Annotated in this window: 22 protein-coding genes; 9 read left to right on the top strand and 13 right to left on the bottom strand. The window is 67.2% G+C overall.

What is annotated here, in order from left to right:
• Window positions 1-8: 8 nt before the first annotated feature.
• From QFZ60_RS14075 to QFZ60_RS14065, 3 genes are read left to right on the top strand one after another with little or no spacing between them, the layout of a single operon-like run.
• Window positions 9-1,595: a radical SAM protein gene (locus QFZ60_RS14075; RefSeq protein ID WP_307091195.1), complete on the top strand. Its 1,587-nt coding sequence runs from the start codon at window positions 9-11 to the stop codon at window positions 1,593-1,595.
• 5 nt (window positions 1,596-1,600) lie between these two features.
• Window positions 1,601-1,987: a hypothetical protein gene (locus QFZ60_RS14070; RefSeq protein WP_307091194.1), complete on the top strand. Its 387-nt coding sequence runs from the start codon at window positions 1,601-1,603 to the stop codon at window positions 1,985-1,987.
• Between the two features lie 3 nt (window positions 1,988-1,990).
• Window positions 1,991-2,113, top strand: a complete 123-nt coding sequence (locus QFZ60_RS14065; RefSeq protein WP_307091192.1) for a hypothetical protein — start codon at window positions 1,991-1,993, stop codon at window positions 2,111-2,113.
• A gap of 40 nt (window positions 2,114-2,153) precedes the next feature.
• Here QFZ60_RS14065 and QFZ60_RS14060 read toward each other — a convergent pair whose 3' ends face one another.
• Genes QFZ60_RS14060 through QFZ60_RS14050 form a run of 3 tightly spaced genes read right to left on the bottom strand, consistent with a single transcriptional unit; the run spans window position 2,154 to window position 7,331 of the window.
• Window positions 2,154-3,716: an FAD-dependent oxidoreductase gene (locus tag QFZ60_RS14060; RefSeq protein WP_307091191.1), complete on the bottom strand. Its 1,563-nt coding sequence runs from the start codon at window positions 3,714-3,716 to the stop codon at window positions 2,154-2,156.
• Complete coding sequence (locus QFZ60_RS14055; protein ID WP_307091189.1) at window positions 3,713-5,917, bottom strand: molybdopterin oxidoreductase family protein; 2,205 nt, start codon at window positions 5,915-5,917, stop codon at window positions 3,713-3,715. Before QFZ60_RS14055 ends, QFZ60_RS14060 begins: the two co-directional genes overlap by 4 nt.
• A 1-nt stretch (window position 5,918) precedes the next feature.
• Complete coding sequence (locus QFZ60_RS14050) at window positions 5,919-7,331, bottom strand: MFS transporter (protein WP_307091187.1); 1,413 nt, start codon at window positions 7,329-7,331, stop codon at window positions 5,919-5,921.
• Between the two features lie 278 nt (window positions 7,332-7,609).
• Here QFZ60_RS14050 and QFZ60_RS14045 point away from each other — a divergent pair, with 278 nt between their 5' ends.
• Complete coding sequence (locus QFZ60_RS14045; RefSeq protein WP_307091185.1) at window positions 7,610-9,022, top strand: MFS transporter; 1,413 nt, start codon at window positions 7,610-7,612, stop codon at window positions 9,020-9,022.
• A 57-nt stretch (window positions 9,023-9,079) separates the two neighbouring features.
• Here the strand turns inward: QFZ60_RS14045 and QFZ60_RS14040 are convergent, their stop codons facing one another.
• The 6 genes from QFZ60_RS14040 to QFZ60_RS14015 form a co-directional block, all read right to left on the bottom strand.
• A complete protein-coding gene (locus tag QFZ60_RS14040) occupies window positions 9,080-9,811 on the bottom strand; it encodes a glutamine amidotransferase (RefSeq protein WP_307091184.1) in 732 nt (243 codons plus the stop codon).
• A gap of 43 nt (window positions 9,812-9,854) precedes the next feature.
• Complete coding sequence (locus QFZ60_RS14035; protein WP_142030707.1) at window positions 9,855-10,292, bottom strand: nuclear transport factor 2 family protein; 438 nt, start codon at window positions 10,290-10,292, stop codon at window positions 9,855-9,857.
• A gap of 18 nt (window positions 10,293-10,310) precedes the next feature.
• Window positions 10,311-12,122, bottom strand: coding sequence for a biotin carboxylase N-terminal domain-containing protein (locus tag QFZ60_RS14030; protein ID WP_373427684.1), 1,812 nt, complete (start codon window positions 12,120-12,122; stop codon window positions 10,311-10,313).
• A 129-nt stretch (window positions 12,123-12,251) separates the two neighbouring features.
• Window positions 12,252-12,896 (bottom strand): nucleoside triphosphate pyrophosphatase, encoded by a 645-nt coding sequence (locus QFZ60_RS14025; protein ID WP_307091182.1) that lies wholly within the window; start codon window positions 12,894-12,896, stop codon window positions 12,252-12,254.
• 9 nt (window positions 12,897-12,905) lie between these two features.
• Entirely contained in the window at window positions 12,906-15,428 is a 2,523-nt protein-coding gene (locus QFZ60_RS14020; RefSeq protein WP_307091180.1) for an MMPL family transporter, read from the bottom strand.
• A gap of 18 nt (window positions 15,429-15,446) precedes the next feature.
• Window positions 15,447-16,124, bottom strand: coding sequence for a TetR/AcrR family transcriptional regulator (locus QFZ60_RS14015; RefSeq protein ID WP_307091178.1), 678 nt, complete (start codon window positions 16,122-16,124; stop codon window positions 15,447-15,449).
• A 166-nt stretch (window positions 16,125-16,290) separates the two neighbouring features.
• On the opposite strand from QFZ60_RS14015, the gene QFZ60_RS14010 reads away from it, so the two are divergent.
• Window positions 16,291-16,854, top strand: a complete 564-nt coding sequence (locus QFZ60_RS14010) for a hypothetical protein (RefSeq protein ID WP_307091177.1) — start codon at window positions 16,291-16,293, stop codon at window positions 16,852-16,854.
• 90 nt (window positions 16,855-16,944) lie between these two features.
• Here the strand turns inward: QFZ60_RS14010 and QFZ60_RS14005 are convergent, their stop codons facing one another.
• The 4 genes from QFZ60_RS14005 to QFZ60_RS13990 form a co-directional block, all read right to left on the bottom strand.
• Window positions 16,945-18,387 (bottom strand): dicarboxylate/amino acid:cation symporter, encoded by a 1,443-nt coding sequence (locus QFZ60_RS14005; protein ID WP_307091175.1) that lies wholly within the window; start codon window positions 18,385-18,387, stop codon window positions 16,945-16,947.
• 253 nt (window positions 18,388-18,640) lie between these two features.
• Window positions 18,641-20,323: a DUF885 domain-containing protein gene (locus QFZ60_RS14000; protein ID WP_307091173.1), complete on the bottom strand. Its 1,683-nt coding sequence runs from the start codon at window positions 20,321-20,323 to the stop codon at window positions 18,641-18,643.
• A gap of 40 nt (window positions 20,324-20,363) precedes the next feature.
• Window positions 20,364-20,615 (bottom strand): acyl-CoA carboxylase subunit epsilon, encoded by a 252-nt coding sequence (locus QFZ60_RS13995; RefSeq protein ID WP_307091171.1) that lies wholly within the window; start codon window positions 20,613-20,615, stop codon window positions 20,364-20,366.
• The gene (locus QFZ60_RS13990) at window positions 20,612-22,195 is read right to left on the bottom strand and encodes an acyl-CoA carboxylase subunit beta (RefSeq protein ID WP_307091170.1); all 1,584 of its coding nucleotides are present in this window, start codon (window positions 22,193-22,195) and stop codon (window positions 20,612-20,614) included. The genes QFZ60_RS13995 and QFZ60_RS13990 overlap by 4 nt, the downstream gene beginning before the upstream one ends.
• A 215-nt stretch (window positions 22,196-22,410) precedes the next feature.
• On the opposite strand from QFZ60_RS13990, the gene QFZ60_RS13985 reads away from it, so the two are divergent.
• From QFZ60_RS13985 to QFZ60_RS13970, 4 genes are all read left to right on the top strand, one after another.
• Window positions 22,411-23,298, top strand: a complete 888-nt coding sequence (locus tag QFZ60_RS13985; RefSeq protein ID WP_307091168.1) for an NAD(P)-dependent oxidoreductase — start codon at window positions 22,411-22,413, stop codon at window positions 23,296-23,298.
• A 98-nt stretch (window positions 23,299-23,396) separates the two neighbouring features.
• On the top strand, window positions 23,397-24,305 hold the full coding sequence (locus tag QFZ60_RS13980) for a biotin--[acetyl-CoA-carboxylase] ligase (RefSeq protein ID WP_307091167.1): 909 nt from the start codon (window positions 23,397-23,399) through the stop codon (window positions 24,303-24,305).
• Window positions 24,298-24,909: a PH domain-containing protein gene (locus tag QFZ60_RS13975; RefSeq protein ID WP_307091164.1), complete on the top strand. Its 612-nt coding sequence runs from the start codon at window positions 24,298-24,300 to the stop codon at window positions 24,907-24,909. The genes QFZ60_RS13980 and QFZ60_RS13975 overlap by 8 nt, the downstream gene beginning before the upstream one ends.
• On the top strand, window positions 24,899-26,110 hold the full coding sequence (locus tag QFZ60_RS13970) for an adenylate/guanylate cyclase domain-containing protein (protein ID WP_307091163.1): 1,212 nt from the start codon (window positions 24,899-24,901) through the stop codon (window positions 26,108-26,110). Before QFZ60_RS13975 ends, QFZ60_RS13970 begins: the two co-directional genes overlap by 11 nt.
• Window positions 26,111-26,186: the final 76 nt, after the last annotated feature.

Below are 26,186 nucleotides of genomic sequence, written 5' to 3'. Positions count from 1 at the left end.
GCCGAATCATGAGGACTCAACAGTTGCCAGGGCCAGGCCAGCCGCTGCGCGGTGACAGGATCCATCGTTATGTGACCGCTTTCTGCCCCCTATGCCACGAAACCAACCCTCCACTCAGCGAGGTCCGGCGGCTGTCGGGGGCGTTGCTTGTCCGTGAAGGTCGTGTGTGGCTTGAACGCGGCTGCCCGGACCATGGGCTGGTCCGCACCCTATACGACGAGTCGCCGGAAATCCTCCGCTACCTGGAAAAGTGGCAGGCGCCCACAAAGCAGCACATCCCTGACCAGGCCGACAATTTCCGCGCTGTCCCCGAGGCCTATGCCTTCGGGCTTCCGGCCATGCAGACGCAACACACCTGCATCCTCCTCCAGGACATCATCGAGCACTGCAACCTGCGCTGCCCCACCTGCTTTACGGCGTCCGGCCCGCAACTGCAGGGAGTCGCGCCGCTTCAGGAGGTGCTCGACAACGTGGACACCCGCTTGGCCCGGGAGAACAACCGGCTGGATGTGCTGATGCTCTCCGGCGGCGAACCTACGCTGTACCCCTATCTTGCCGAACTGCTGGACGAACTCGTTTCCCGGCCCATCGTCCGGATCATGGTGAACAGCAATGGCATGCTGATTGCCACCGATGACGACCTCCTCGCCTTGCTGGCACGGCACCGGGACAGGGTGGAGGTGTATCTCCAATACGACGGTCCCTCCAGGGAATCGTCGATTTACCACCGCGGCGGGGATTTGACCCGCTTCAAAGATGCGGCAATCTCCCGCTTGTCGGAAGCGGGCATCTTCACCACGCTGACCATGACGGCATCCCTTGGCGTCAACGACGGCGAAGTGGGCGCCGTGGTGATGCGTGCCCTGGAGACTCCCTTTATTGGCGGGGTGGCGCTGCAGCCCGTCTTCGGTTCAGGACGCGGACACGGCATCGACCCCTTCGACCGGCTCACCCATACAGGCGTCCTGGAGAGGTTGGCTGAGCAGACCAACGGTGTGGTGTCCTGGCACGACCTGACGGCACTGCCCTGCTCCCACCCGCACTGCGCCTCAGTGGGCTACATGCTGAAGGACGACGCGGGAGTCTGGAGGTCCCTGACATCATTGATCGGGCACGATCAGCTGCTCACCTGGCTGGAGCTCAACCCTGACAGCCTTGCGAACCGGATCGCTGACAGCTCCATCCCGCTGGAGCTGCGGAACCTGATGAAAACCTCGCTGCTGGACCTGCTGAGCGAGCAGGCGTCGCTGTCCCACCCACGCACCATGGACCTCTGGAAGAACATCTGCTCCCAGTGCGACTTGGGCATCGGCACACTGACCACCCTGGCGGCAGGCAAGCTCCCTGGCCAGCAACAACGCCTGCGCAGGCTCCTCGCGGAACGGGTCACCCGGATCATGGTCAAACCCTTCATGGACATCTCCACGATGATCGAGGAGCGGCTCACCCAATGCTGCGTCCACGTCGGAACCAAGAGCGACGCCGGCGCCCACCAGTGCGCTCCGTTCTGCGCGGTGCAGGCGTGGCCTTCGCTGGCGAGGCAGCGCATGAGCACCGCCACGGGTGTCCGGCTGCTCCCGGTGCGTCAGGTTTAGGAGGAATGATGGACCCAGCGTCGCATGCAAGGCGGATCGCCGCCGGGCCGCTGCCCTCACAGCTGCTGGGAGGCAGGCACGGCACCACTCCTGAAGCACCCTCGGCCCCACCGGGATCCGTCCCTGGCAGCAGCCAAGAAGCGCCTTTTGACCCCCTGCGCCTGTGCATCTTCGCCACAGTTGCGCTGCTGGGCTGGCTCGCGGGCCCCCTGGCGCTGTCCGTCTTTGCAGCCATAGGGTTCATCGGATATTGGAAGGCGCGGCGACGTGGACTGACGAAGTCCAAGTGCTACCTGCGCGATACGCGGCTGGTGCTGGCCTATCTGGCTGTCCTCCTGGCTTCCGGCGTCTACGGAATCTACCTGCTTACGGGACGTATGTTCGGGGTGTGAACGGTGTACAAATTCCTCTTTGAAAAGTTGAAGGACCAGTTCGTGGACTTCCAGCCCGGTCCGGACCTGACCCACTACGCGGAGGCCGTGGCCAACGGGGAGCTTGCCCCAGCAGGTACGGCCTAGAAAGCGGCGGTCGGCCCTGCCGATCCTTCGCAGGGCCCGGTCAGGCTGCCGGCACGGCCTGGAAATGCCGTTCAATTAAGCCCTTGATGTCCTCGTGGCAGCCGCCGCATCCGGTGCCCGCGCGCGTGGACTTGGAGACGTCCGCCACCGTTGAGCAGCCGCTGGCCACGGCAGCCGTGATGGTGGACCCGCTGACACCGGCGCACCGGCATACGGTCCCGGCCGGGTCTGCTGCGGCGGTGGCGGGCAGCTGGTCCGGCCCGTCCAGGCGGAGGAGGAGCGAGCGGTCGGCAGGCAGTTCGGCGCCCCGTTCGAAGAGTCCCACCAGTTCTGAAGCGGTACGGGGCATGCCCACCGCCACCAGGCCTTCGAGCACGCCGCCGCGCGTGGTCATCTTGACGTACCGGCCATGCTCGGGATCGGCCCACTGGGCCACCTGCAGGCGGGCCCTGCCGTTGGCTGCCCCGGCCGTGAGCGCTTCCTCATCCCAGGGATCGGCAGCGTTGTTCCCGGCCACGGCCATGTTCATGCCACGGGCCTTCAGGACCACGACGCCGGGCTGTTCAGGCGGCAGGGCGGGCAGCAGTTCCGCTTCGTCCGCCTCGCCGGCGGCCAGCAGCGTGAGATAGCCCGCCAGCCACTCGGCCTGCCGCCAGCCCGGACCCACCAGCCCCGACGGCCCGGTGGAGTTCCGGCATGCGGCGCAGCCGGGATCCGGGCAGCGGACCTCGGCGCAGTCACCGATGGCAAAGATGTGCGGTTCGTGGTGCGCCCGCAGGCGGTGGTCCACCAGGATCCCGGTCCCGGTGGAAAGCCCGCAGCCATCGGCCAGCTCGGTGCGGGGACGCACCCCGCACGAGATGACCAGGAGGTCGCCGTCGATTGCCTGCCCGTCGTCCAGCAGCAAAGCGGAGAAACCGCCGTCGGGAGCGTTGTGCTCAACGCCGGTGGAGCGGGCGTTCCCGGCCACGCGGACGCCGCAGCGGCGCAGTCCGGCAGCCAGGACCGCTCCGCCGCCGCGGTCGATGCTGCGGCCCAGGGGGTGCGGCCCGTTGTGGACCACGGTGACGGTGGCGCCTTCCTCCGCGGCGGCCAGCGCCGTTTCCAGGCCCAGGACGCCGCCGCCCAGGACCACCACCCGCTTGCCGCCGTCCACCGCCTGCCGCAGGACAGCGGCGTCGCGGAGGTCCCGCAGCGCTGTGACACCCGCGGGAAGCACGGGCGAGGCCGGATCCGGGTTGATCCCGGTCATGTTCGGGATGACGGGCCGGGACCCGGTGGCAAACACCAGCCGGTCGTAGTGCACGGGTGCGCCGTCGGCGAGCAGGACCTGCTGCCGGGCCCTGTCCACGCGCTTGACCCGCACGCCCAGCCGGACCTCCACGCCCTCCGCCGCGAGTTCGGCGGCATCGGCAAGGGCCAGTGCGTCAGCGGTGGTCCGGCCAACGCCGAGGTCGGCCACGAGGACGCGGTTGTAGGCGGCCTCGGTTTCCTCGCCCAGCACAGTGAGCTTGACCTGCCCTGCGCGCACGGCAGGGAGGAGCTCGTCCACCAGCCTGGCGGCCACGGGGCCGAATCCCACGATGACAATCTGCTCGGTCATGAGGCCTCCGTCGTTTGCAGCGTGCGGGCGGAATCGGGGGTGGCCACGGGCCGGACCCACACGGTGTTGAATTTGAATTCGGGCATCCCGGAGATGGGATCGGTGGCGGCTTCGGTGAGGCGGTTTGCGCTTTCCGCGCCAGGGAAGTGGAAGGGCAGGAAGACCGTCTCGGGACGGATTGCAGTGCTGAGCTCCGCCCGGCAGACCACCTCACCGCGCCCGTTTGCCACGGAGACCAGGGATCCGGCGGCGATGCCCATGGCGTCTGCCGCAGAGGGATGGATCTGCACTCGGGCTTCAGGCTGGGCGGCGACGAGTTCGGCGACGCGCCGCGTCTGGGCGCCGGACTGGTAATGCTCCAGGAGCCGGCCGGTGATGAGGGTCATGGCTTTGCCGGCGGGGTCCGCTGAGGCGGCGGCCTCATTGGCGGAAGTACGACGGCGGCGCGGCACCACCGGGACCATTTGCGCCTTCCCGTCGGGGTGCGCGAAGCCATCCGCGAACAGGCGCGGTGTTCCGCTGCTGCCGGCCGGGTAGGGCCAGTAGGCGGCCTCGCCGCGGTCCAGCATGGCGTAGTCGATGCCCGAGTAGTCGGCCAGCCCGCCCGCGGAAGCCCGGCGCAGTTCCTCGAAAACTGTTTCCGGATCCTCGCTGTAGGTGGACGGGGCGTCAAGCCGCGCGGCGAGGCGGGCCATGATCCACAGCTCGCTGCGGGCGCCGGCGGGAGGGGAGATGGCGCGGCGGCGGCGCAGGACCCGTCCCTCCAGGTTGGTCAAGGTCCCGTCCTCTTCCGCCCACTGCAGCACGGGGAGGATCAGGTCCGCCTCGGCGGCGGTTTCGGACATGAAGAAGTCGCAGACCACCAGGAAGTCCAGGCTCCGCAACCCCTCGATCACGGCGTTCGCGTCCGGTGCTGCCACCGCGATATTGGAGGCGTGCACGAAAAGGCACCGGACGCCGTCGGGCTTTCCCAATGACTTCAGCAGCTGTACGGCGGGCAGGCCGGGGCCGGGGATGGTCTCCTCAGGAACGCCCCAGACCGCCGCGACGTGCGCGCGGGCGGCGGGATCGGTGATCTTGCGGTAGCCCGGGAGCTGGTCCGCCTTCTGGCCGTGCTCGCGGCCGCCCTGGCCGTTGCCCTGGCCGGTGAGGGTTCCGTACCCGCTGCGGGCCGCGCCGGGAAGGCCCAGGAGGAGGCTGAGGTTGATGGCGGCGGTGGCGGTGTCGGTGCCGTCCACGTGCTGTTCCACGCCGCGCCCGGTGAGGATGTAGCTCCCGCCTTCCCGTGCCCCGGCGGCGAGCATGCGGGCGGTCTGGCGGACCAGGTCCGCGGGGACCCCGGTCAACGACTGGACGCGTTCGGGCCAGAAGGCGTTGACGCTGCGGACGACGGCGCTGTAGCCCGAGGTGCGCTCCTGGACATAGGCGGTGTCCACCAGGTTCTCGTGGATGACCACGTGGGACAGGCCCAGCAGCAGGGTGAGGTCGGTGCCCGGCAGCGGCTGGAGGTGGAGGCCGCCGCCGTCCGCCGTGAAGGCTGCCGTTGCGGAACGCCGGGGGTCAACCACCACCAGCCCGCCGGCGTCGCGGGCTCCGCGCAGGTGCTGCACGAACGGCGGCATGGTTTCGGCAACGTTTGAACCGAGCATCAGGATGGTGCCGGCGGTGTCCAGGGCTTCGAGTGGGAAGGGCAGGCCGCGGTCCACGCCGAAAGCACGCATTCCCGCGGCGGCGGCGGAGGACATGCAGAACCGGCCGTTGTAGTCGATGCGGGAGGTGCCAAGGGCCAGGCGGGCAAACTTGCCCAGCATGTAGGCCTTTTCATTGGTGAGGCCACCGCCGCCGAAAACGCCGACGGCGTCCGCACCATAGCGTGTGCGGGCGTCCTTCACCGCATTGGCGGCAAGGTCCAGGGCCTGGTCCCAGCTGATGGGCCGGTGCACGCCGTCGGGACCTTTCAGCAGCGGTTCGGTGATCCGGCCGGCGTGGTTCAGGAGGGCAGGGGAGGTCCAGCCTTTGCGGCACAGGCCGCCGCGGTTGGTGGGGAAGTCCCGGCCTGCAACCTCCAGTGCCGGTGTGGGTAGTGCAGGCACTGGGCCTGGCCCCGGCTGGGCAGCCGGGGCCAGGTCCGCAGGGGACGTGAGCGTCATGGCGCACTGCAGGGCGCAGTAGGGGCAGTGCGTGTCGGCGCTTTTGGTCATGTTAGACGTGTCCCATCGCGTTCCGGCCGGCGTTGCGGATGTAGCAGGTCCAGCAGACCAGCAGCATCAGGACATAGGCGCCAACGAATCCGTAGAAGGCCGGGGTGTAGGAGCCGCTGGCGGTGCTGGAGGCGTTCAGGACCTGGGGGATGACGAAGCCGCCGTACGCACCGATGGCGGAGATCAGCCCGAGGGCCGAGGACGCCAGGCGCTGGGTGGCCACCGAGCTGGCGCCGCTGCGTGCTGCCCGGCTGGAGGTGGCGAAGATGACCGGGATCATCCGGTACGTGGCGCCGTTTCCAAAGCCGCTGGCGGTGAACAGCATCAGGAAGAGGACCAGGAAGAGCCAGAAGTTCTTCAGCGGCAGGGTCCAGATCATGGTGAGCGTGATCACGGCCATGGATGCGAAGGCGGCCACGGTCATGCGGGCACCGCCCATGCGGTCCGCCATGCGTCCGCCGTAGGGGCGGGCCAGCGAGCCGACCAGGGGTCCCAGGAACGCGAGCGACAGGGCTACGGTGCCTACTCCGATGGAGGAGAAAGCGGGGAAGTAGTCCTTGATGAGCTTGGGGAACACGCCGGCGAAGCCGATGAAGGAGCCGAAGGTGCCGATGTAGAGCAGTGCCATGATCCAGAGGTGCGGTTCCTTGAGTGCCGCGACCGAGCCGGCCACGTCACCCTTGGCGCTGGTGAGGTTGTTCATGTACTTGAAGGCGCCGAATGCCGCGAGAAGGATGAAGGGGACCCACATCCAGCCGGCCATGGGCAGGTTGACGGTGCCGGCGGCCAGCAGGGTGATCACGATGGGAACTGCAAGCTGTGCGACGGCGGCGCCCAGGTTTCCGCCGGCCGCGTTCAGGCCCAGCGCCCAGCCCTTTTCCCGGGCGGGGTAGAAGAACGTGATGTTCGCCATGGAGCTGGCGAAGTTGCCGCCGCCGAAGCCTGCCAGGGCGGCCACGAGCAGCATGACGCCGAAGGGCGTTTCCGGGTTGGAGACACACAGGGCCAGGCCGGTGGAGGGGATGAGGAGCAGCAGGGCGGACACGATGGTCCAGTTGCGGCCGCCGAAGCGGGGGACCATGAAGGTGTACGGGATGCGGAGGGTGGCACCCACGAGGCTTGGCATCGAGATGAGCCAGAAGATTTCGGAGGTGGAGAAGGTGAAGCCGGCGGCGGGAAGCTGGACCACCACGATGGACCACAGCTGCCAGACGACGAAGCCGAGGAATTCGGCGAAGATGGACCAGTTCAAATTGCGGCGGGCGATGGCGCGGCCGGCGGATTCCCATTGTTCCTTGTTCTCGGCATCCCAGTTGGCAATCCAGCGGCCGGGGCGGAATTCAAGGGCAAGGGTGTCTGTGGTGCGGGTAGGGCCGGGCTGTACGCCGGCATCGACAGTGCGGTCAACAGTCACGGGTTACCTCCTTCAGGGGATGTTGTTCCTCCAAGGTAGGGACGGCGCGTTTCGCGGACGGTCGATCTTTGTTTCCGCACTGTGACTTTTGCCTATCCGGCCGGCGGCGGCAGCGTGAGGCGCCGGTGAATGACCAGAACGTGAGACGCACAACACAGGTCCGGATGGTGGACGTTTCGTCCATTGACTGGACGTAGGCAAGTAAGATCGAACTCTAACTATTCGAGCCGGGAGGCAGCCCTGTCCGGACCCGGCCGGTCTCACGAAAGCGTTTACCTATGTCATCCACCGATACCACCAAGGTGCATGGTTCGCACCAGCCGGTGAACTCCCGCGGCCGCGTCATCGTCGCGAGCTTGATCGGCACCACCGTGGAGTTCTACGACTTCTACGTGTACGCCACCGCAGCCGTGCTTGTCTTCCCCCAGCTCTTCTTCCCGAGCGCCAACGAAACCACCCAGCTGCTGAGCTCCTTCGCCGTGTTCGGCGTGGCCTTCATTGCCCGCCCCCTCGGCTCGATCGTCTTCGGGCACTTCGGCGACAAGTTCGGCCGCAAGGGCACGCTTGTGGCTTCGCTGCTGACCATGGGTATCGCCACGTTCCTTATCGGCTGCCTGCCCACCGCAAAGGTGGAAGGCTGGGAATTCTGGGCTCCGGCCCTGCTCGTCGTCATGCGCTTCGCCCAGGGCCTCGCCCTCGGCGGTGAATGGAGCGGTGCCGCACTGCTGGCCACCGAGAACGCCCCTGCCAACAAGCGCGCCATCTACGGCACGTTCCCCCAGCTGGGCGCGCCCATCGGCTTCATCATCGCCAACGTGATCTTCCTGGTGGCCAGCTACACGCTGTCTCCGCAGGCCTTCATGGAGTGGGGCTGGCGCGTGCCGTTCCTGCTCAGCGCCATCATGGTGATCATTGGCCTGTATGTGCGCCTCAAGCTCATCGAAACCCCCGCCTTCACCAAGGTGGTGGAATCCAAGGAGGTGGCAAAGCTGCCCCTGGGCCGCGTCTTCAAGACCAGCTGGCGCCAGCTGATCCTGGGCACCTTCATCATGCTGGCCACGTACGTGCTGTTCTACCTGATGACCACCTTCACCCTGACGTACGGCACCCGCCCCGCCAGCCTTGAGGCGGCCAAGGCAGCCGCCGAGAAGGCCGGCAAGCCCATGACGGAAGCGGCTGCCGCAGCGTTCGTTCCCGGCCTTGGCTACACCCGCAACGACTTCCTCTGGATGCTGATTGCCGGCGTCGTCTTCTTCGGCATCTTCACCCTGGTCTCCGGCCCCCTGGCCGAGAAGTACGGCCGCCGCAAGATGCTCCTGGCCGTTACTGCGGGCATCTTCGTGTTCGGCCTGCTGTTCGTGCCGCTGTTCAGCGGCGGCTTCGTGGGCACCATGGGCCTGCTGATCCTTGGCTTCTCCCTGATGGGCCTGACCTTCGGGCCCATGGGCGCGCTGCTGCCGGAGCTGTTCCCCACGAATGTCCGGTACACCGGCTCGGCCATCAGCTACAACTTCTCCAGCATCCTGGGTGCAGCCGTGGCTCCGTTCATCGCCGTGGCCCTCTGGGAAACGGCCAAGGGCAGCCCCGTCCTGGTGGGCGTCTACCTGACGGCTATGGCGGTGCTCACCCTGGTAGCGCTGTTCCTCACCCGCGAAACCCGCGACCTGGACTACGAGAACAACGTGGCCTGACTCTTTGAATGCGACAATGCCCGGCGCGGCCATCCGGCCCGCCGGGCATTGTCATGTTCAGCGGGCGTAGCGGGCCACGAAGTTCTTCAGCACGGCCATGGGTTCGGTGACGGTGAACCTTCGGGCGTTCTCCATCAGTTCTTCGGCGGATTCCGGGGGGAAGTAGCCGGCGTGCCGGTAGATGTCGATCCGCGTCACCAGGCCGTCGGCGTCCAGCTCGGGGTGGAACTGGGTGGCGTAGAGATTGGTCTTGATCCGGAACATGTGGACCGGGCAGGTGGCGGAGCTCGCCAGCAGCACCGCATGCGGTGGCAGCGAACTGACGGCCTCCTTGTGTCCGGTAAAGGCCGTGAAGGTCCGCGGCATGCCCTGCAGCACCGGATCGTGCAGCCCGTCCTCTGTCAGCTCGATCTCCACGGCGCCCAGGGGCTCGCCATAGGTCCGGTCGATGACGGCGCCCTGGTGTTTACCCAGCGTGCCCACCCCGTAGCACGCCCCCAGGAACGGGAAATCGCGGGCCACCAGCTGGTCCAGGAGGGCTGACAACTCCCGCTCCACCCGGTGCTGGACCGGACTCTTCTGCTCCGGCGGGTCGCTGGAGGTGAAGGGGCTGCCGCCCACGATGACGCCGGAGAACTCCGAAAGATCCAGCGCGGGCAGGGGAACGGCCTCGAGCCGAACCCGGCGCAGCTCCCGTTCCTCCAGGCCGCCGTACCTCAGGTAGGCGGCGTATTCGTCCTCCGCGGCAGCGTCTTCCGCGCGGGAGGCGAGGAGCAGGAATGGCAGCATGAGCTAAGTCTGCATCCTGGCGTCGCCCCCGGCCAGCACCGGCTCAGCCGGCGGGCTGGGTCAGCGACCGGCGGGACTGCGGCCTGGCGGCGGGGTCGGCGTGGCGGTGCACCAGTTTCCAGTACCCTTCCTCGCGGCGGAAGATGCTGGTTACACGAAGCGCGAACTCCTCGGTGGCGGCTGCCCCGTCCAGCCGTGCCCGGAAGTGCTCGGTCTCCACCAGGTAGGCGGTGTCGCGGGCGGTATAGGAAGTGACAGTATCAAAGCCCAGCATCTCGCCGTCGCGGAACTGCCGGGCAGCCTGGTCCAGCCGGGCCTCCACCTGCGCCCAGCCGCGGGCTATGCCGCCGAACGGATTGGCCAAGGTCACGTCGTCAAGGCGCGAGTAGAGCTCCTTGATGGGGCCGGGGTTGCCCTGGGTGATTTCGGGAACCGCCTGGTGGTAGCGGTCCACTTCTTCCTGGAAGCTTGGTGCGAGCATGGCTGCCTGGACTGCTTTCTAGTCTTCGATGGTGGCGATGATGGCGCCCGCGGACACCGTTTCGCCAGCCGTTGCCGTCAGGCCAGTAATGGTGCCTGACCGGTGGGCGGTGAGGGGCTGCTCCATCTTCATGGCCTCGAGGACCACCACCAGGTCGCCTTCGGACACCACGTCCCCGTGCGTCACGGCCACCTTCACGATGGTGCCCTGCATGGGGGAGGTGAGGGCGTTGCCCGTCGCGGCTGCGGGGCCGGCGGAACGGGACCGCTTCTTGGACTTGCCCGGCTTGCCGGCGGCGGCTGCCGCGGTGCCCGGCGTGCCCAGAGAGGCGGGGAGGACCACCTCAAGGCGCTTGCCGCCCACTTCCACCACCACGCGCTGGCGCTCCTCGGCGGTGCCGTCGGCGTCGGTTGCGGCGTCCGGGGTCCAGGCGGGGATGTCGTTCACGAAGGATGTCTCGATCCAGCGCGTGTGGACCTTGAACGGTCCCTCGGCGGGGGCGAAATCGGGGTTGGAGACGACGGCGAGGTCGAACGGGATGACGGTGGGGATGCCCTCGACCACCATCTCCTCCAGGGCGCGGCGGGAGCGCTGCAGGGCCTGGGTGCGGTTGGCGCCCGTGACAATTAGCTTGGAGAGCATGGAGTCGAAGTTGCCGCTGATGACGTCGCCCTGCTCCACGCCGGAGTCGATCCGGACGCCGGGGCCGGTGGGGTTCTTCAAGCCTGTGATGGTGCCCGGGGCGGGCATGAAGTTCCGGCCCGGGTCCTCGCCAGTGATGCGGAATTCGATCGAATGGCCGCGGACCTCGGGGTCGCCGTAGCCCAGTTCCTCGCCGCGGGCCAGCCGGAACTGTTCGCGGACCAGGTCGATTCCGGTGACTTCCTCGGAGACGCAGTGCTCCACCTGCAGGCGGGTGTTGACCTCAAGGAAGGAGATGGTGCCGTCCTGGCCAACGAGGAACTCGCAGGTGCCGGCGCCCAGGTAGCCGGCCTCCTTCAGGATGGCCTTGGAGGATTCGTAGAGCCGCTGGTTCTGTTCGTAGGTGAGGAATGGTGCCGGGGCCTCTTCGACCAGTTTCTGGTTGCGCCGCTGCAGCGAGCAGTCGCGGGTGGAGACCACGACAACGTTGCCGTGTGCGTCGGCGAGGCACTGGGTCTCGACGTGCCGCGGGGCGTCCAGGAAGCGTTCGATGAAGCACTCGCCGCGGCCGAAGGCGGCAGTGGCTTCACGGACGGCGGATTCGAACAGTTCGGGGATCTCTTCGCGCGTGCGTGCCACCTTGATGCCGCGTCCGCCGCCGCCGAAGGCCGCTTTGATGGCCACGGGCAGGCCGAACTTGTCGACGAACTCCAGGATTTCCTCGGCGGAACTGACCGGGTCCGCGGTCCCGGGGACCTGTGGTGCGCCCACCTTTTCGGCGATGTGCCGAGCCTGGACCTTGTCGCCAAGCGCGGAGATCGCCTCCGGGGAGGGGCCGATCCAGGTGATGCCCGCTTCGATGACGCGTGCGGCGAACTGGGCATTTTCGGCCAGGAAGCCGTAGCCGGGGTGGATGGCGTCGGCGCCGGAGCGCAGGGCCACCTCGATCAGCTTGTCCATCACCAGGTAGGACTCTGCGGCGGTGCTGCCGCCCAGGGCGTAGGCCTCGTCGGCGAGCTTCACGTGCAGCGCGTCGCGGTCCGGGTCCGCGTAGACGGCCACGGAGGCGATGCCTTCGTCGCGTGCCGCCCGGATGATGCGCACCGCGATTTCACCCCGGTTGGCGATCAGCACCTTTGTGAGGCTGGGCTGCGTGGTACCTGCGGACTGCTCCAAATTTGCTGACAAGGCGTCTCCTTCTTTCCTTCAGGGAGCCTAGCGCGGTTTTGAGGGTTCCGCCGATATTACTTGCGGAATCCGCGTGTAAAGCGGCCTTCCTTTGTAGGGAAGCTACAAGCTGTGCGGAAAGGGAGCGTTTTACCGGGGCGGCCAGAGGTCCGTGATGCGCACGTTGGCGGACGCCAGCAGGCCGCGCAGGGTGGAGACCGACAGGCCGACGACGGCGTGCGGGTCGCCGTCGACCTTCCGGATGAAGGCCCCGCCCAGGCCGTCGATGGTGAAGGAGCCCGCACAGTGGAGCGGTTCACCGGTGGCGATGTAGGCGTCGATCTCTGCCGGTTCCATCTCCAGGAAGGAAACCTCGGCTGAGGCGACCGCGCCCACCGTGGCGCCCGAGCCGCGGCCGCCGCTGCCGTCGTCGTCCGTGTCCCTGCAGTCCACCAGCCAGTGCCCCGTGTGCAGCACCCCGGCGCTGCCGCTCATCCGGAGCATCCGCTCGCGGGCGACGTCGGCGGTGTAGGGCTTGCCGTGCGCCTCGCCGTCGAACTCGAAGACCGAGTCGCAGCCCAGCACCAGGGCGCCGTCCGCTTCCGGCAGCGCCGCCACGGCCTCGGCTTTGGCCCGGGCCAGCAGCAGCGCGGTGTCGTGCGGGTCCGTGACGCCGTAATGCGCCTGCACGGCGGCCTCGTCGACGTCGGACACCAGCACGGTGTGCCGGATGCCGGCCTCGGCCAGGAGCTTGGTGCGGGCGGGGGACTGGGAGGCGAGGATCAGATGGAGCACCGCTTCAGCCTAGTGGACCAGCTCGCCGGAGACCGGTGCCGCCTGGCCACGGTTCAGCTTGGCGCCCTCCACGTCCACGTCCGGCAGGATCCGGTCCAGCCACCGCGGCAGCCACCAGGACTTGGCGCCGAGCAGGTACATCACGGCCGGGACGATGGTCATGCGGACCACGAAGGCGTCGAACAGGACGCCGAACGCCATGGCAAAGCCCAGCGGCCGCACCATGGTGAGGTGGCTGAAGATGAAGCCGGAGAACACGCTGACCATGATGATCGCGGCGGCGGTGACCACGGCGGCCGCTTGCCGGAAGCCAACCCGCACCGCTTCCTTGGCGGTGGATCCGTGCATGTAGGCCTCGCGCATGCCGGAGGCGATGAACACCTGGTAGTCCATGGCCAGGCCGAACAGCACGCCGATCAGGATGATGGGCAGGAAGCTGAGCACCGCGCCGGGGTTGGCCACGTCGAAGACGTTCCCCAGCCAGCCCCACTGGTACACGGCCACCACGGCACCGAAGGCGGCGGACAGGGACAGCAGGAAGCCGCCGGTGGCCAGCAGCGGGACCACGATGGAACGGAACACCAGCAGCAGGAGGATCAGGGAGAGTCCGACGACGATCGCCAGGTAGGGCGGCAGGGCGTCGCCGAGCTTGGTGGAGACATCCACGTTGCCGGCGGTCTGCCCGGTCAGGCCCATGGTGACGTCGTAGTCCGCCTTGATCTCACCGTTCAGCCCGCGCAGTTCGGACACCACCTGCACGGTGCTGGCGCTGGCAGGGCCTTCCTTGGGGATGACCTGGAACACGGCGGTGCGTCGGTCCTCGCTGAGCGCCACTGGCACGGCGGCCACCACGTTGTCCACGGCGCGGAGCTTGTCGGCGACGTCATACTGCAGCTTCTGCGCCTGCGCTTCGTCCAGGTTCGCGGGGAACTCACCCACGGCCACGATGGGTCCCGTGACGCCTTCGCCGAAGCTGCGGGCGGTCAGGTCGTAGGCCTGGTAGGCCTCGGATTCCACGGGTTCGGAGCCGCCGTCCGGCAGGGCCAGCTGCAGCTGGGTGGCGGGCAGGGCCAGGGTGCCGAGCAGGAGGACACCGGCAATCAGTGCCACCCACGGGTGCCGGGTGACCAGGCCGCCCCACCCGCGGGTGCTGCGTTCCCGATCGGTGGCAAGGTCTGCGGCTTCATGGTCCGGTGTGGCGTTGTGTGCTTCCGCTTTGGCCCAGGCACGCTTGGAGATGATGCGTCGGCCGATCAGGGAGAGCATGGCGGGCGTCAGGGTGATGGCCACCAGGACGGCCACTGCCACGGTTCCCGCTGCCGCAAGGCCCATGACGGTGAGGAACGGCAGTCCGGGGACCACCAGTGCGGCGAGGGCGATGATCACGGTGAGGCCGGCGAATACGACCGCGTTGCCGGAGGTGCCGTTGGCCCGGGCAACGGACTCCTCAGATGCCATGCCTGCCAGCAGTTGGGTGCGGTGCCGGTTGACGATGAACAGCGAGTAGTCGATGCCGACGGCGAGGCCAAGCATGAGGGCCAGCATGGGGGAGATGGAGCTCATGTCGAACAGGCCGGAGAGGGCGAAGGTGATGCCGACGCCCACGCCGACGCCGATGATGGCCATCAGCAGCGGCAGCCCGGCGGCGATCAGCGTGCCCAGCATGAGGATGAGGACCAGCGCTGCCACGGCGATGCCCACGATTTCCGCGGTGCCGAACAGAGCTGAGATGTCCTCGGTGATTTCCTTGCTGGCCAGCGCGGTGACGCCGGCGGCGGAGGTTTCGTGGGCGATTCCCTGCACCTGCTTGCGCACGGCCGGAGCGAGCCCGTTGATGGAGGTCTTGAACTGCACCTGTGCCACCGCTGCCTTGTTGTCTGCCGAGACGAAGCGGATAGCCGATGCTGCCTGCGCCTGGCGTTTGCCCTGTTCCAGCTTGGCCTTGCTGGCCGCCAGTTCCTGGGTGCCGGCGTCGAGCTTGGCCTGGCCCTGCGAGAGTGCTGCCTTCTGCTGGCCCAGCTGCGCTTCAATCAGTGCTGCCGGTGCCCCGGCGGCGGCGAGCTGCTGCTCGGCTGCGGCGAGCTGTGCCTTGCCGGCCTCCAGCTGGGTGCGGGAGGCATCAAGCTGTGCCTGCCCGGCCGCCAACTGCTGCTCGCCGTCGGTGATGGCCTTGCCGGCCTGGTCCACCTGCGCCTGGGTAGCGAAGGGATCCACCGTGCCGCGGACCTCTGGGAGGGTCTGGAGTTTCTTCAGGGCATCGGTCACGGCTGCCCGGCTTTCGGCCGTGAAGCCGCCGTCCGGGGCTTCGAAAACGATCGTGGCGCTGCCGCCGGAGGCTGAGGGCAGTTCCTGCTTGAGCTTGTCCGCGATCCGCTGGGTTTCCGTTCCCGGGATCTGGAAGTTGTTGGACAGGGTGCCGTGGAATGCCGCGGCCGAGCCGCCCACAGCCACCAGCACGGCAAGCCACAGGGAGATGACCAGCCAGCGCCGGCGGTAGGAGAACGTGCCGAGGCGGTAGAGGAGGAGTGCCATGCGGGTGAACCGATCTGATCAGGAGGAACGGGTGGCGGATGGTGGAGCGGGGGTGTTGAAGCCTGTGGCGAGCAGGGCCATGGCATCGATGAGCAGTTGGCGGAGCTCTGCCAGGGATGCGGGTGTCAGGTCCGGGCCGCGCCGGCTGAACCACACCTCCATGGCGGCTTTTCCGCAGGAGATGATGGAGCCGGCCAGCGCGTGGATGTACAGCTCGTCCTGCGCCCCTGGGGTTCCGGCGAGGCGCTCGCGGGCCACGGTGAAGACCTGCGCCCGGCAGTGGTCCCACGCCTCAAGCTCGGTGTGCGACATCAGCGGGCTCTGCTGGGTCAGCGTGAAGAGTTCTGCCAGCGGGGCCACGGCCTTCGGGTCCGCAAGGGCCACCAAAGCGGCTTGTGCGGACTCCAGCATGGGTTCGTCTACCGGACGCAGACGCAGTTGCTTGATCGCGTTGTCCAGGAAGCCGTGCACGATGGACGCCAGGGCGGCGTCGGTGCTGCTGAAGTAGTTGAAGAAGGTGCGGCGCGAAATGCCAGCGGCGTCGGCGATGTCCTCGACGGTGAAGTTTCCCGGCCCTTTGGAGCGCAATAGTCCCAGCGCGGCATCGGTGATCGCCTGCCGGGTGGCAGCCTTGTTCAGTTCGCGCCGGGTAGGCACTGGAGGCCCGGCGTCAGGATGCGGGCGGGGTTCGGTCACGCTCTTACACTATGTGCAAGTTTGCACTCCATGCAACTTGGATTCACAGGAGAACGAAAGGTTCCCGACAGCCTCTCCTGAAGTGGCCTGGCGATGCTTGGTATGTCTCGCCACGAGGCACATCACCAGCAGCCGTCAAGGCGACGGCTCGATCAGGAGACACGATATGAACCCCACGAAAAAGATGACCCTGGGCATGTCGGGGGCAGCGCTGGCGCTTGCTGCCGGCATCGGTTTCGCCGGCATGGCCTCGGCGACCACCACCACGCCCAGCCCCTCACCGAGCGCAAGCTCCAGCGCTTCGGCTGATGGAAGCACGGGCACGGCCCCAGACGGCATGGGACGCCACGGCGGTCGGGGCGGCCACGGAATGGTGCAGGCTTCTGCCCTCGCTGCCAAGCTTGGCGTGGACGAAACCAAGGTGAGCGACGCGCTGAAGGCCTTCCGCGACGCCAACAAGCCCACAACGCCGCCCGCGGACGGCCAGAAACCCGATCCGGCCACCCGCGACGCAGCCCTTGCCAAGGCCCTGGCTGAATCGCTGGGCATCGACGAGGCGAAGGTGACCCAGGCCCTGGAGGAGCTTCGCACCGAGGCCCAGGCTGAACGCGCCGCCGGGCTCAAGACGCGCCTGGACCAGGCTGTCACCGACGGCAAGCTGACCCAGGCCGAGGCCGACGCCGTCACCAAGGCGGTCCAGAACGGGATCATCGGAGGAGGCGGCCGCTGACCTGAGCCGGCGGTTGACGGGTACTTGATCCCTTAAAGCAGGAATGTCCCCGGGAGAATCTCCCGGGGACATTCCTTATAGTGGCGCTGGTTAGGCCTTGGCATCCTGCAGTTCGCGGGGTGCGGTGTCGGCGCTGATGCCGTCGGTGGCGGTTTCGCTGGCGGCAGCGTCGCTGTCATCCACGAACGGGGTGCCGTTGCGGGGTGCGTTGTACAGCGACTCGTCCAGGATGCCCTGGCGCTTTGCCACGATGGTGGGGACCAGGGCCTGGCCGGCCACGTTCACGGCGGTGCGGCCCATGTCCAGGATGGGGTCGATGGCCAGCAGGAGTCCGACGCCGGCCAGGGGCAGTCCCAGCGTGGAGAGCGTCAGGGTGAGCATCACCACGGCGCCGGTGGTGCCGGCGGTTGCGGCGGAGCCGAGCACGGAGACCAGGGCGATGAGCAGGTACTGGCTGAAGTCCAGGTGGATGCCGAAGAACTGGGCCACGAAGATCGCGGAGATTGCCGGGTAGATGGCGGCGCAGCCGTCCATCTTGGTGGTGGCGCCCAGCGGCACGGCGAAGGAGGCGTAGGCGCGGGGGACACCCAGGCTGCGTTCGGTCACGCGCTGGGTCAGCGGCAGGGTTCCCACGGAGGAGCGGGACACGAAGGCCAGCTGGACGGCAGGCCATACGCCGGAGAAGTACTGCTTGACGGACAGGCCGTGGCTGCGGACCAGGATGGGGTAGACCACAAACAGCACCAGGACCAGGCCGGCGTAGATGGCCACCGTGAACTTGCCCAGCGAGCCGATGGTGTCCCAGCCGTAGACGGCGACGGCGTTGCCGATGAGGCCAACGGTGCCCAGCGGGGCGATGCGGATGATCCACCAGAGGACCTTCTGGATCACGGCAAGGGCCGAGGCGTTGAGGTTCAGGAACGGCTCCGCTGCCTTGCCCACCTTGAGGGCGGCGACGCCTACGGCGATGGCGATCACGAGGATCTGCAGGACGTTGAAGCTGATGGAGGTGGTGACGGCGCCGGACTCGGCGACAGTGGAGCTGGCACCCAGGCCCAGGAAGTTCTTGGGGAAGAGGCCCACGAGGAAGGCCCACCAGTCACCGGATTTGCCGGTGTACTTGGCGTCCCCGCTGATGCCGGTGTTGGCGCCGGGCTGCAGCAGCACGCCCAGGCCGATGCCGATCAGCACGGCGATCAGGGACGTGATGGCGAACCAGAGCAGCGTGTTCCAGGCCAGCCGGGCGGCGTTGGACACCTGGCGCAGGTTGGAGATGGAGCTGACGACGGCGGTGAAGATCAGCGGGACCACGGCGGTCTGCAGCAGGGACACATAGCTTGAGCCGATGGTCTGCAGGGTGGCGCCGAGGGCGTTGGGGTTGGTCTTGGTGCTGCCGGTGTACTTTGCCAGCAGGCCGAGGCCCAGGCCCACGATGAGGGCGGCGATGATCTGGAAGCCGAACGAGCCCGCCCACTTGGGCAGCTGGAATCCGGTCTTCCCTGCGGGGGAGGGGGTGCTTGTCTGAGTGCTCACCAGAACAAGCTAGACCCCAACCCAATACCACGTCGAAAGAACATTGAGAAATATTACGCGCCCACAGTTGCATCGGGAATTGGAAAACCCCGAAAAACCAAGGCAGGCAGCGGCTTTTGTTACTTATTCCCGGCCCGGATGTGCTTAATGTCTCGCCAATAGCGGCAGCAAGGGGCCCATCCGGCAGCGCGCGTCAAAGCGAGGAACGAGCAGCGCGCCGAGGATGGGCCCCTTGGGGCCGCGGAACCGGGACTTAGAGCAGCGCCCGGCGGAGGGTATCCAGTCCCACGGAGCCGATGTTGAGGGCCTTGGTGTGGAACTCCTTGAGGTCGAACCCGGGCCGGGCTTCGAGTTCGGCGCGGATCTGTTCCCAGAGGCGCTGGCCCACTTTGTAGGAGGGCGCCTGGCCGGGCCAGCCGAGGTAGCGGGTGAACTCGAAGTTGAGCTGGCCTTCGCTGATGGGGAGGTTTTCTTTCAGGAAGCTGTAGCCCTTGTCGGCGGTCCAGGTGCCGGTTCCCCAGCGCCGGGGCATCTCGAGTTCGAGGTGCACGCCAATGTCGAAGACCACGCGGGCGGCACGCATGCGCTGCATGTCCAGCATGCCCATGTGGTCGCCGGGATCGTTGAGGTAGCCCAGTTCCTGCATGAGCTTTTCCGCGTAGAGGGCCCAGCCTTCGCCGTGGCCGGAGGTCCAGCAGACGTTCCGGCGCCATTTGTTGAGCAGTTCGCGGCGGTAGGTGGCGGTGGCCACCTGGAGGTGGTGGCCGGGAACGCCCTCGTGGTAAACGGTGGTGGTTTCGGCCCAGGTGGTGAACGTGTCCTCGCCGGCGGGGACGGACCACCACATGCGGCCGGGGCGGCTGAAGTCGTCGGACGGGCCGGTGTAGTAGATGCCGCCCTCGTCCGTAGGGGCGATCCGGCATTCGAGTTTCTTCATGACGTCGGGGATGTCGAAGTGCACGCCGGCGAGTTCGGCAACGGCTTTGTCGGATAGGTCCTGCATCCATGCGCGGAGTGCCTGGGTGCCTTTGAGCTGGCGTGCGGGGTCGTTGTTGAGGATGTCCTTGGCCTCGGCGATCGTGGCGCCTGCCTTGATGCTGCCGGCAACGCGTTCCTGTTCGGCGATGAGACGGTCCAGTTCCTCGACGCCCCACGCGTACGTTTCTTCCAGGTCCACTTCGGCCCCCAGGAAGGAGCGGGAAGCAAGTGCGTAACGTGCCCTGCCCACAGCGTCCTTCTCGGGCGCGGCGGGGAGCAGTCCGGTGCGCAGGAATTCCGCCAGCCGGGTGTAGGCACCCCGGGCTGCGTCAGCGCCGGCGTCGAGCCTGTCCTGCAGGGCAGCGGGAAGCGGCCCGCCGGTGGTGGCGGCCTCCGCGGCGAGCTTGGCGAAAAAGCCGTCCGCGGCGGCATACTTGGCCACCTGTTCGATGACGATCCGCACCTGGCGGGCGGCGGCCACCCTGCCGGAGTCCCTGGCCATGCGGAGGGACTCGATGTAGCCATTGATTGCAGCGGGTACGTTGTGGGCGCGCCCGGCGATGTGCTCCCAATCCTGTTCGGTGTCCGTGGGCATGAGATCGAAGATGGCCCTGATGTCCTGGGCGGGGGAGGCGATGTTGTTCAGGTCCGCATATTCCCAGCCGGAGGCGTGGATCAGCAGCTGGAGGCCCAGCCGTTCCCGCATGGCGTCCAGGGTGACGGCGTCCACGTCGTCTTCCGGTTCCAGGCCTTCCAGGGCAGCCAGGGCTTCCCGTGCCGCCTCTGCGAATCCGGCGATGCCGGCAGGGGAGAAGTCCTGGTACTCCGTTTCATGTCCGGGCAGGCCAAGGGTGGTGGCGAACGTCGGGTTGAGCCTGATCAGGGTGTCCGTGTAGTTGTCCGCGACGGCGTCGATCCGGGTATGCGGGCGCGCGGCGGGTGCAGTGTCTGTAGTCACATGACGAGACTAATCGCCCGGGTGCGAAAGGTCCGGCTTTTCAGCCGCGGCTTCGTTTCCAGGCGCCCGGTCCCGGCGTGGGGTCCAGCTTGAGCTGCTGCCGGCGCACCCAGTGCCGCGCGGATGGTTTGTCCGCGCGCTCCGGTTCGGCGCTGCCCAGGGAGAGGACGACGGCGGTCAGCGCAGCCAGCTCCTCGGCACTCGGCTGTCCCTTGACAACAGAGAGCAGCGGTGCGGCCTGGGCTTCGGAAGTTTCCACGGCCCCCGCCTCGGGATCGTGTGCGGCGGTCACAGCGGGATGTTCCCATGCTTCTTGGCGGGGAGGCTGGCACGTTTGTCGCGGAGGGCCCGCAGTCCCTTGATGATCTGGAGGCGGGTATCCGAGGGGGCGATAACGGCGTCCACGTAGCCCAGCTCTGCTGCCTGGTAGGGGTTGAGGAGTTCTTCCTCATACTGGCGGATTACTTCGGCGCGGCGCGCCTCCACGTCACCGCCGTCCTGGGCCACGGCGGCGAGGTCGCGCCGGTAGAGGATGTTCACCGCGCCCTGTGCGCCCATGACGCCGATCTGGGCCGTGGGCCATGCCAGGTTCAGGTCGGCCCCGAGCTTCTTGGAGCCCATCACGATGTAGGCGCCGCCGTAGGCCTTGCGGGTGATGACGGTGAGCTTGGGGACGGTGGCCTCGGCGTAGGCGTAGAGGAGCTTGGCGCCGCGGCGGATGATGCCCTGGAACTCCTGGTCCTTGCCGGGGAGGAATCCGGGGACGTCCACCAGGGTGATGATGGGGATGTTGAAGGCGTCGCAGTGCCGCACGAACCGGGCGGCCTTCTCTGAAGCGGCGATGTCCAGGGTGCCGGCGAACTGCAGCGGCTGGTTGGCCACGATGCCCACGGTGTGGCCCTCCACCCGGCCGTAGCCGATCATCACGTTGGGGGCGTAGAGGGCCTGCATCTCCAGGAAGTGCCCGTCGTCCACGATTTGTTCCACGACGGCGCGCATGTCGTAGGGCTGGTTGGCCGAATCCGGGACCAGCGTGTCCAGGGCGAGGTCGTCGTCGTCGACCTCCAACTCCTGCTGGTGCCCCAGCACCGGTGCCTCGGAGAGGTTGTTGGAGGGCAGGAAATCCAGCAGTTCGCGCACAAACTCGATGGCATCGGTTTCGTCCGACGCCAGGTAGGCGGACGTTCCGGTGGTGGCGTTGTGCTGGCGGGCGCCGCCCAGGGTTTCCATGTCCACGTCCTCGCCGGTGACCGTCTTGATGACGTCCGGGCCGGTGATGAACATGTGCGAGGTCTTGTCCACCATCACCACGTAATCGGTGAGGGCGGGGGAGTAGGCGGCACCGCCGGCGGACGGGCCCATGATCAGGGAGATCTGCGGCACCACGCCGCTGGCATGGACGTTGTTGCGGAAGATGTCTGCGAACATGGCCAGGGAAGCCACGCCCTCCTGGATGCGGGCGCCGCCGCCGTCAAGGATCCCGACGACGGGGCAGCCGTTGCGGAGGGCGAACTCCTGGACCTTGACGATTTTTTCGCCGTTGACCTGGCTCAGCGAGCCGCCGTAGACGGTGAAGTCCTGGCTGTAGACCGCCACCAGGCGGCCGTCCACGGTGCCGTAGCCGGAGACCAGGCCGTCGCCCAGGGGCTTCTTCTTTTCCATGCCGAACGCGCTGGAGCGGTGCACGGCCAGGGCGTCGAACTCAACAAACGAGTCTTCGTCCAGCAGCAGGGCAATGCGCTCGCGGGCGGTGTTCTTGCCGCGTGCGTGCTGCTTTTCGATGGCTTCAGCGCCGGAGGGCTGTTCGGCGCGCGCCTGGCGGTCGCGGAAATCGGCAATCTTTCCCGCTGTCGTTGTCAGATCGTGGCTCATCAAGTGTCTCCGGCTCTGTAGCAAGTCAGTTCTGTTGGCTGGTGGCCTGTGTTGTCCGGACCATTAAGTAGCATCCACACAAAAGACCAACCCTGCTGGCAAGTCTAGTGACGCTTTGGACGCTCACAGCTGTAGGGAACCTACAATTTTCTGCGTTTCCACCAACCTCTCTCCAATGTTACTCGCCGGTAACTTAGTTGGGTTACAGTGTTCCCATGACTTCAAGCAACGATGCTTTGCATGTTCCCGAAAGCCCCTACCGGGCGGCAGGTTCCCTGGCAGGCAGGACCATCCTGATTTCCGGCGGCAGCCGCGGGATCGGGCTGGCCATAGCCACGAGGGCGGCCAGGGACGGCGCCAATATCGTGCTCCTGGCCAAGACAGGGGAGCCACACCCCAAACTGGCCGGCACCGTGTTTACAGCTGCCGAAGAACTCGTGCAGGCGGGTGGCCAGGCACTGCCGCTGGTGGGCGATGTGCGCCGGGATGAAGACGTGGCCGGCGCCGTGGCCGCAGCCGTTGACCGGTTCGGCGGCATTGACGTCGTCATCAACAATGCCTCCGCGATCGACCTCTCCACCACGGACGCCGTGGACATGAAGAAGTACGACCTGATGCATGACATCAACGTCCGCGGCTCCTTCCTGTTGTCCAAGCTGGCGCTCCCGGCACTGCGGAAATCAGGACAAGGGCACATCCTCACCCTCTCGCCGCCGCTGAACCTTGACCCGTCCTGGGCCGGGAAGCACCTTGCCTACACCATGGCCAAATACGGGATGAGCCTGACCACGCTGGGGCTCGCGGAGGAACTGAAGGCTGATGGCATCAGGGTCAACTCACTGTGGCCGTGCACCCTCATCGACACCGCCGCCATCCGGAACATGCCGCACGGCGAAACCATGGTGCTGGCCGCCCGTGGCCCGCAGATCATGGCAGATGCAGCGCACGCCATCCTTACCGGTGCCAACCTGTCCGCCGGGGACCCGCCGTCGGGCAATTTCTACACCGACGAGCAGGTGCTGGCGGCAGCGGGAGTCAACGATTTCCGCCCCTACAGCCTGGGAGCGCCCGAAGACCAGCTGGTTCCGGACATCTTCCTTTAGCCGCATCTCCTGCCGTGCCCGCATTGTCCACACGGTGCCGTGACGGGCTGGGCAGTGACCGGCTCGTTGGGACTGGCCAGGCTCGGTAGGATTTGGATATGGACGACGCACACGCACCGGGCACCCCCCTGAACCGAGGGGACCTGGCCGACCAGCGTTTCCTCGCTGCCACCGGAATACCGCGGATCGATGTTGTGGACTCCACCGGATCCACCAACGCGGACCTCCTGCGCGGTGTCACCGTGGAACCTTCGGCGTGGCCGGACCTCTCCGTGCTGACGGCCGAGTACCAGACTGCCGCCAGGGGACGGCTGGACAGGCGCTGGGAAGCTCCGCCGCTGAGCTCGGTGTCCGTGTCCGTAGTGCTGCGCCCGGTCAACGCGGAAGGCAGGCCCCTTCCCACCCAAAGCTATTCCTGGCTGTCCCTGATCGCAGCACTGGCGCTCCGCGAAACCCTCCTGGAAACTGCCGGCATTCCGGCCGAACTCAAGTGGCCCAACGACGTCCTGGTCCGCGGCAGGAAAATCGCCGGCATCCTGGCCCAGCTGGGCCCGATGGTTGACGGCAACGTGCCCCCCGTCATCCTGGGGACCGGCCTGAACGTCACCCTGCGCGAAAGCGAACTTCCGGTGCCCACCGCCACCTCCGTGGCCCTGGAAGATGCCCGCACCACCGACCGCACTGCGCTACTCAAGAGCTACCTGACCAACTTTGCGGTCCTGTACCGCAGTTTCTGCAACGCCGACGGCGACCCCGCGGCCGGGCTGGCGGGTGGTCCGTCCCTGCACAAGAGGGTGGAAGCCGTGATGGTCACCCTGGGCAAGCAGGTGCGCGCGCAGTTGCCCGGCGACCACGAAATCATCGGACATGCGTCCCGCCTGGATGACTACGGCTCCCTGCTGGTGGTGGACCGTGACGCGCGGGAGCACGTGGTGACCGCCGGAGACGTGGTTCACCTGCGGCCCTGGACGGCACCGGACGCGCCCAACCAAGGCGGTTATGCGTAAAACCCTCCTTCCCGGGGAGCAGGTCATCGTCACTACCCGCCCGCAGCCCAGGAAGCTGGCCGGGGCAGCTGTGGCCTTCGTGCTGGCGCCGGCATTGGCTGCCTACGCAAGTGCCTGGATCATCCGCGGCGGGGCAGCCCGCCTGGCGCCTGCGCTTGGCCGCCAGTGGACGCCGTGGCTTGTCACGGCCTGCGTGGCCGCCGCCGCGGCCGTGTGGCTGGTCTATTGCCTGCCCCGTCTCCTCCGCTGGCAGGGGACCCGCTACACACTGACCAGCCAGCGGATGGTGGCCCGCTACGGATTGCTGAACCGGCGGGACCAGCAGGTGAACCTGGCATCGGTGCGTAACCTGACGGTCCACGAATCCTTGCTGCAGCGTTTGGTGCGCTCGGGGAATATATCCTTGGAAACCGGGTACCAGGGCGTGGTGACCTTTCGCGACGTGCCTGAGGTTGCCAGGTTCCGCGACTTTATCCTCGACGCCATCGGGGAACTGCCGGATGACAGCCCGGATTTCAGCGAGGCCCAGCCGGGTGGCGCGACGCATTACCCCGCCGGTGCTTTTCCGGAGGACTTGAGAGAAGGTGGACGGGATGACCGATGAGGCCCAGCAGGAACGCGTTGACAGCATCGCCCCTGCCACCGCCGCCTTTGAACCAGCCGATGCATCCGCCGGGGTGAACGCTGCCGGCGACCAGACGCCCGCACCGGACACGGCAGCGGCCGCGCCGGCTGTGGACCGGCACCCGCCCACCGGGGCCATGTCCGCCGAACGCCTGGCCATGAAGGCCCTCGAAGCCCGTCTCCTGGGCGGGGAACGCAAGCTCCGCCGTCGTGAAGTTGCTGCCGGCGCGGGACTGTCCCTCCTCTCTGCCCGCAAACTCTGGCGTGCCCTTGGATTCCCGAATTTCGGCGACGAGGACGTCGCCTTCACCGAACGCGACCAGGCCGCCCTGTCCACGGTGGTGGATCTGGTCCGGGCGGGAAAGCTTACGGAAGAGGCAGCGATCTCGGTGACCCGCTCCATCGGGCAGATGACGGACCGCATGGTGGTCTGGCAGATCGAAGCCCTGGTGGAGGACATGGTCCATGAGCAGGGCGTTACCGATGCCGTGGCCCGCAAACGCCTGGTCAACGAACTTCCGGCTCTGGTGGACGCCCTCGAAGAGGTCCTGGTGTACTCCTGGCGGCGCCAGCTGAACGCCGGGGTCCAGCGGCTGGCGGTGCGCGCCGAAGCAGGGCTGCAGGCCAGCGAGGAAGGCCGGGAAGGCGATGAGGACGACGCTCCGCTGCCCCTGGCCCGCGCGGTGGGTTTCGCGGACCTGGTCTCCTACACCAGCCTGTCCCGGCGGATGAACGAAAAGACCTTGGCCCGCCTGGTCCAGCGCTTCGAAAACAAGTGCGCCGAAATCATCTCTGTCGGTGGCGGCCGGCTGGTCAAGACCGTGGGTGACGAAGTCCTCTACATCGCCGAGACCCCGGCCGCCGGAGCCGAGATCTCACTGGCGCTGGCCGAGGCCTTTACCGAGGACGAGATCCTTCCCGAAGCCCGGGTTGCCATGGTGTGGGGCAGGATACTGTCCCGCCTGGGCGACATTTACGGCCCCACGGTCAACCTGGCGGCCCGCCTGACCACTCTTGCCGACCCCGGCACGGTGCTGGTGGACTCCATGACGGCTTCGGCCCTGGAGCACGACGAGCGGTTCGTCATGATTCCCCAGGCCCCGGAAAACGTCCGCGGGTTCGGCGAAATCAATCCCGTCCGCCTCACCCGCGGCCGCGGCAGGGGCTTGGTCCTGGACTAGTAAACCGGCAGTTGCGGTTCCCGCCAAAGCCGGCTGAAAGAATTTGTCCATTTGTTGGCGTATAGCGGTATCGTTG

The organism is Arthrobacter sp. B2I5 (assembly GCF_030816735.1).
Lineage (GTDB): Bacteria > Actinomycetota > Actinomycetes > Actinomycetales > Micrococcaceae > Arthrobacter.
This window is presented reverse-complemented; position numbering and strand designations above follow the sequence as displayed.

Excerpts from the sequence above, each read along its gene's own strand:
- QFZ60_RS14075 (WP_307091195.1), top strand. The coding sequence starts at position 9 with ATGAGGACTCAACAGTTGCCAGGGCCAGGCCAGCCGCTGCGCGGTGAC.
- QFZ60_RS14070 (WP_307091194.1), top strand. The coding sequence starts at position 1,601 with ATGATGGACCCAGCGTCGCATGCAAGGCGGATCGCCGCCGGGCCGCTG.
- QFZ60_RS14060 (WP_307091191.1), bottom strand. The coding sequence starts at position 3,716 with ATGACCGAGCAGATTGTCATCGTGGGATTCGGCCCCGTGGCCGCCAGG.
- QFZ60_RS14055 (WP_307091189.1), bottom strand. The coding sequence starts at position 5,917 with ATGACCAAAAGCGCCGACACGCACTGCCCCTACTGCGCCCTGCAGTGC.
- QFZ60_RS14045 (WP_307091185.1), top strand. The coding sequence starts at position 7,610 with ATGTCATCCACCGATACCACCAAGGTGCATGGTTCGCACCAGCCGGTG.
- QFZ60_RS14040 (WP_307091184.1), bottom strand. The coding sequence starts at position 9,811 with ATGCTGCCATTCCTGCTCCTCGCCTCCCGCGCGGAAGACGCTGCCGCG.
- QFZ60_RS14035 (WP_142030707.1), bottom strand. The coding sequence starts at position 10,292 with ATGCTCGCACCAAGCTTCCAGGAAGAAGTGGACCGCTACCACCAGGCG.
- QFZ60_RS14020 (WP_307091180.1), bottom strand. The coding sequence starts at position 15,428 with ATGGCACTCCTCCTCTACCGCCTCGGCACGTTCTCCTACCGCCGGCGC.
- QFZ60_RS14010 (WP_307091177.1), top strand. The coding sequence starts at position 16,291 with ATGAACCCCACGAAAAAGATGACCCTGGGCATGTCGGGGGCAGCGCTG.
- QFZ60_RS13990 (WP_307091170.1), bottom strand. The coding sequence starts at position 22,195 with ATGAGCCACGATCTGACAACGACAGCGGGAAAGATTGCCGATTTCCGC.
- QFZ60_RS13985 (WP_307091168.1), top strand. The coding sequence starts at position 22,411 with ATGACTTCAAGCAACGATGCTTTGCATGTTCCCGAAAGCCCCTACCGG.
- QFZ60_RS13980 (WP_307091167.1), top strand. The coding sequence starts at position 23,397 with ATGGACGACGCACACGCACCGGGCACCCCCCTGAACCGAGGGGACCTG.
- QFZ60_RS13975 (WP_307091164.1), top strand. The coding sequence starts at position 24,298 with ATGCGTAAAACCCTCCTTCCCGGGGAGCAGGTCATCGTCACTACCCGC.
- QFZ60_RS13970 (WP_307091163.1), top strand. The coding sequence starts at position 24,899 with ATGACCGATGAGGCCCAGCAGGAACGCGTTGACAGCATCGCCCCTGCC.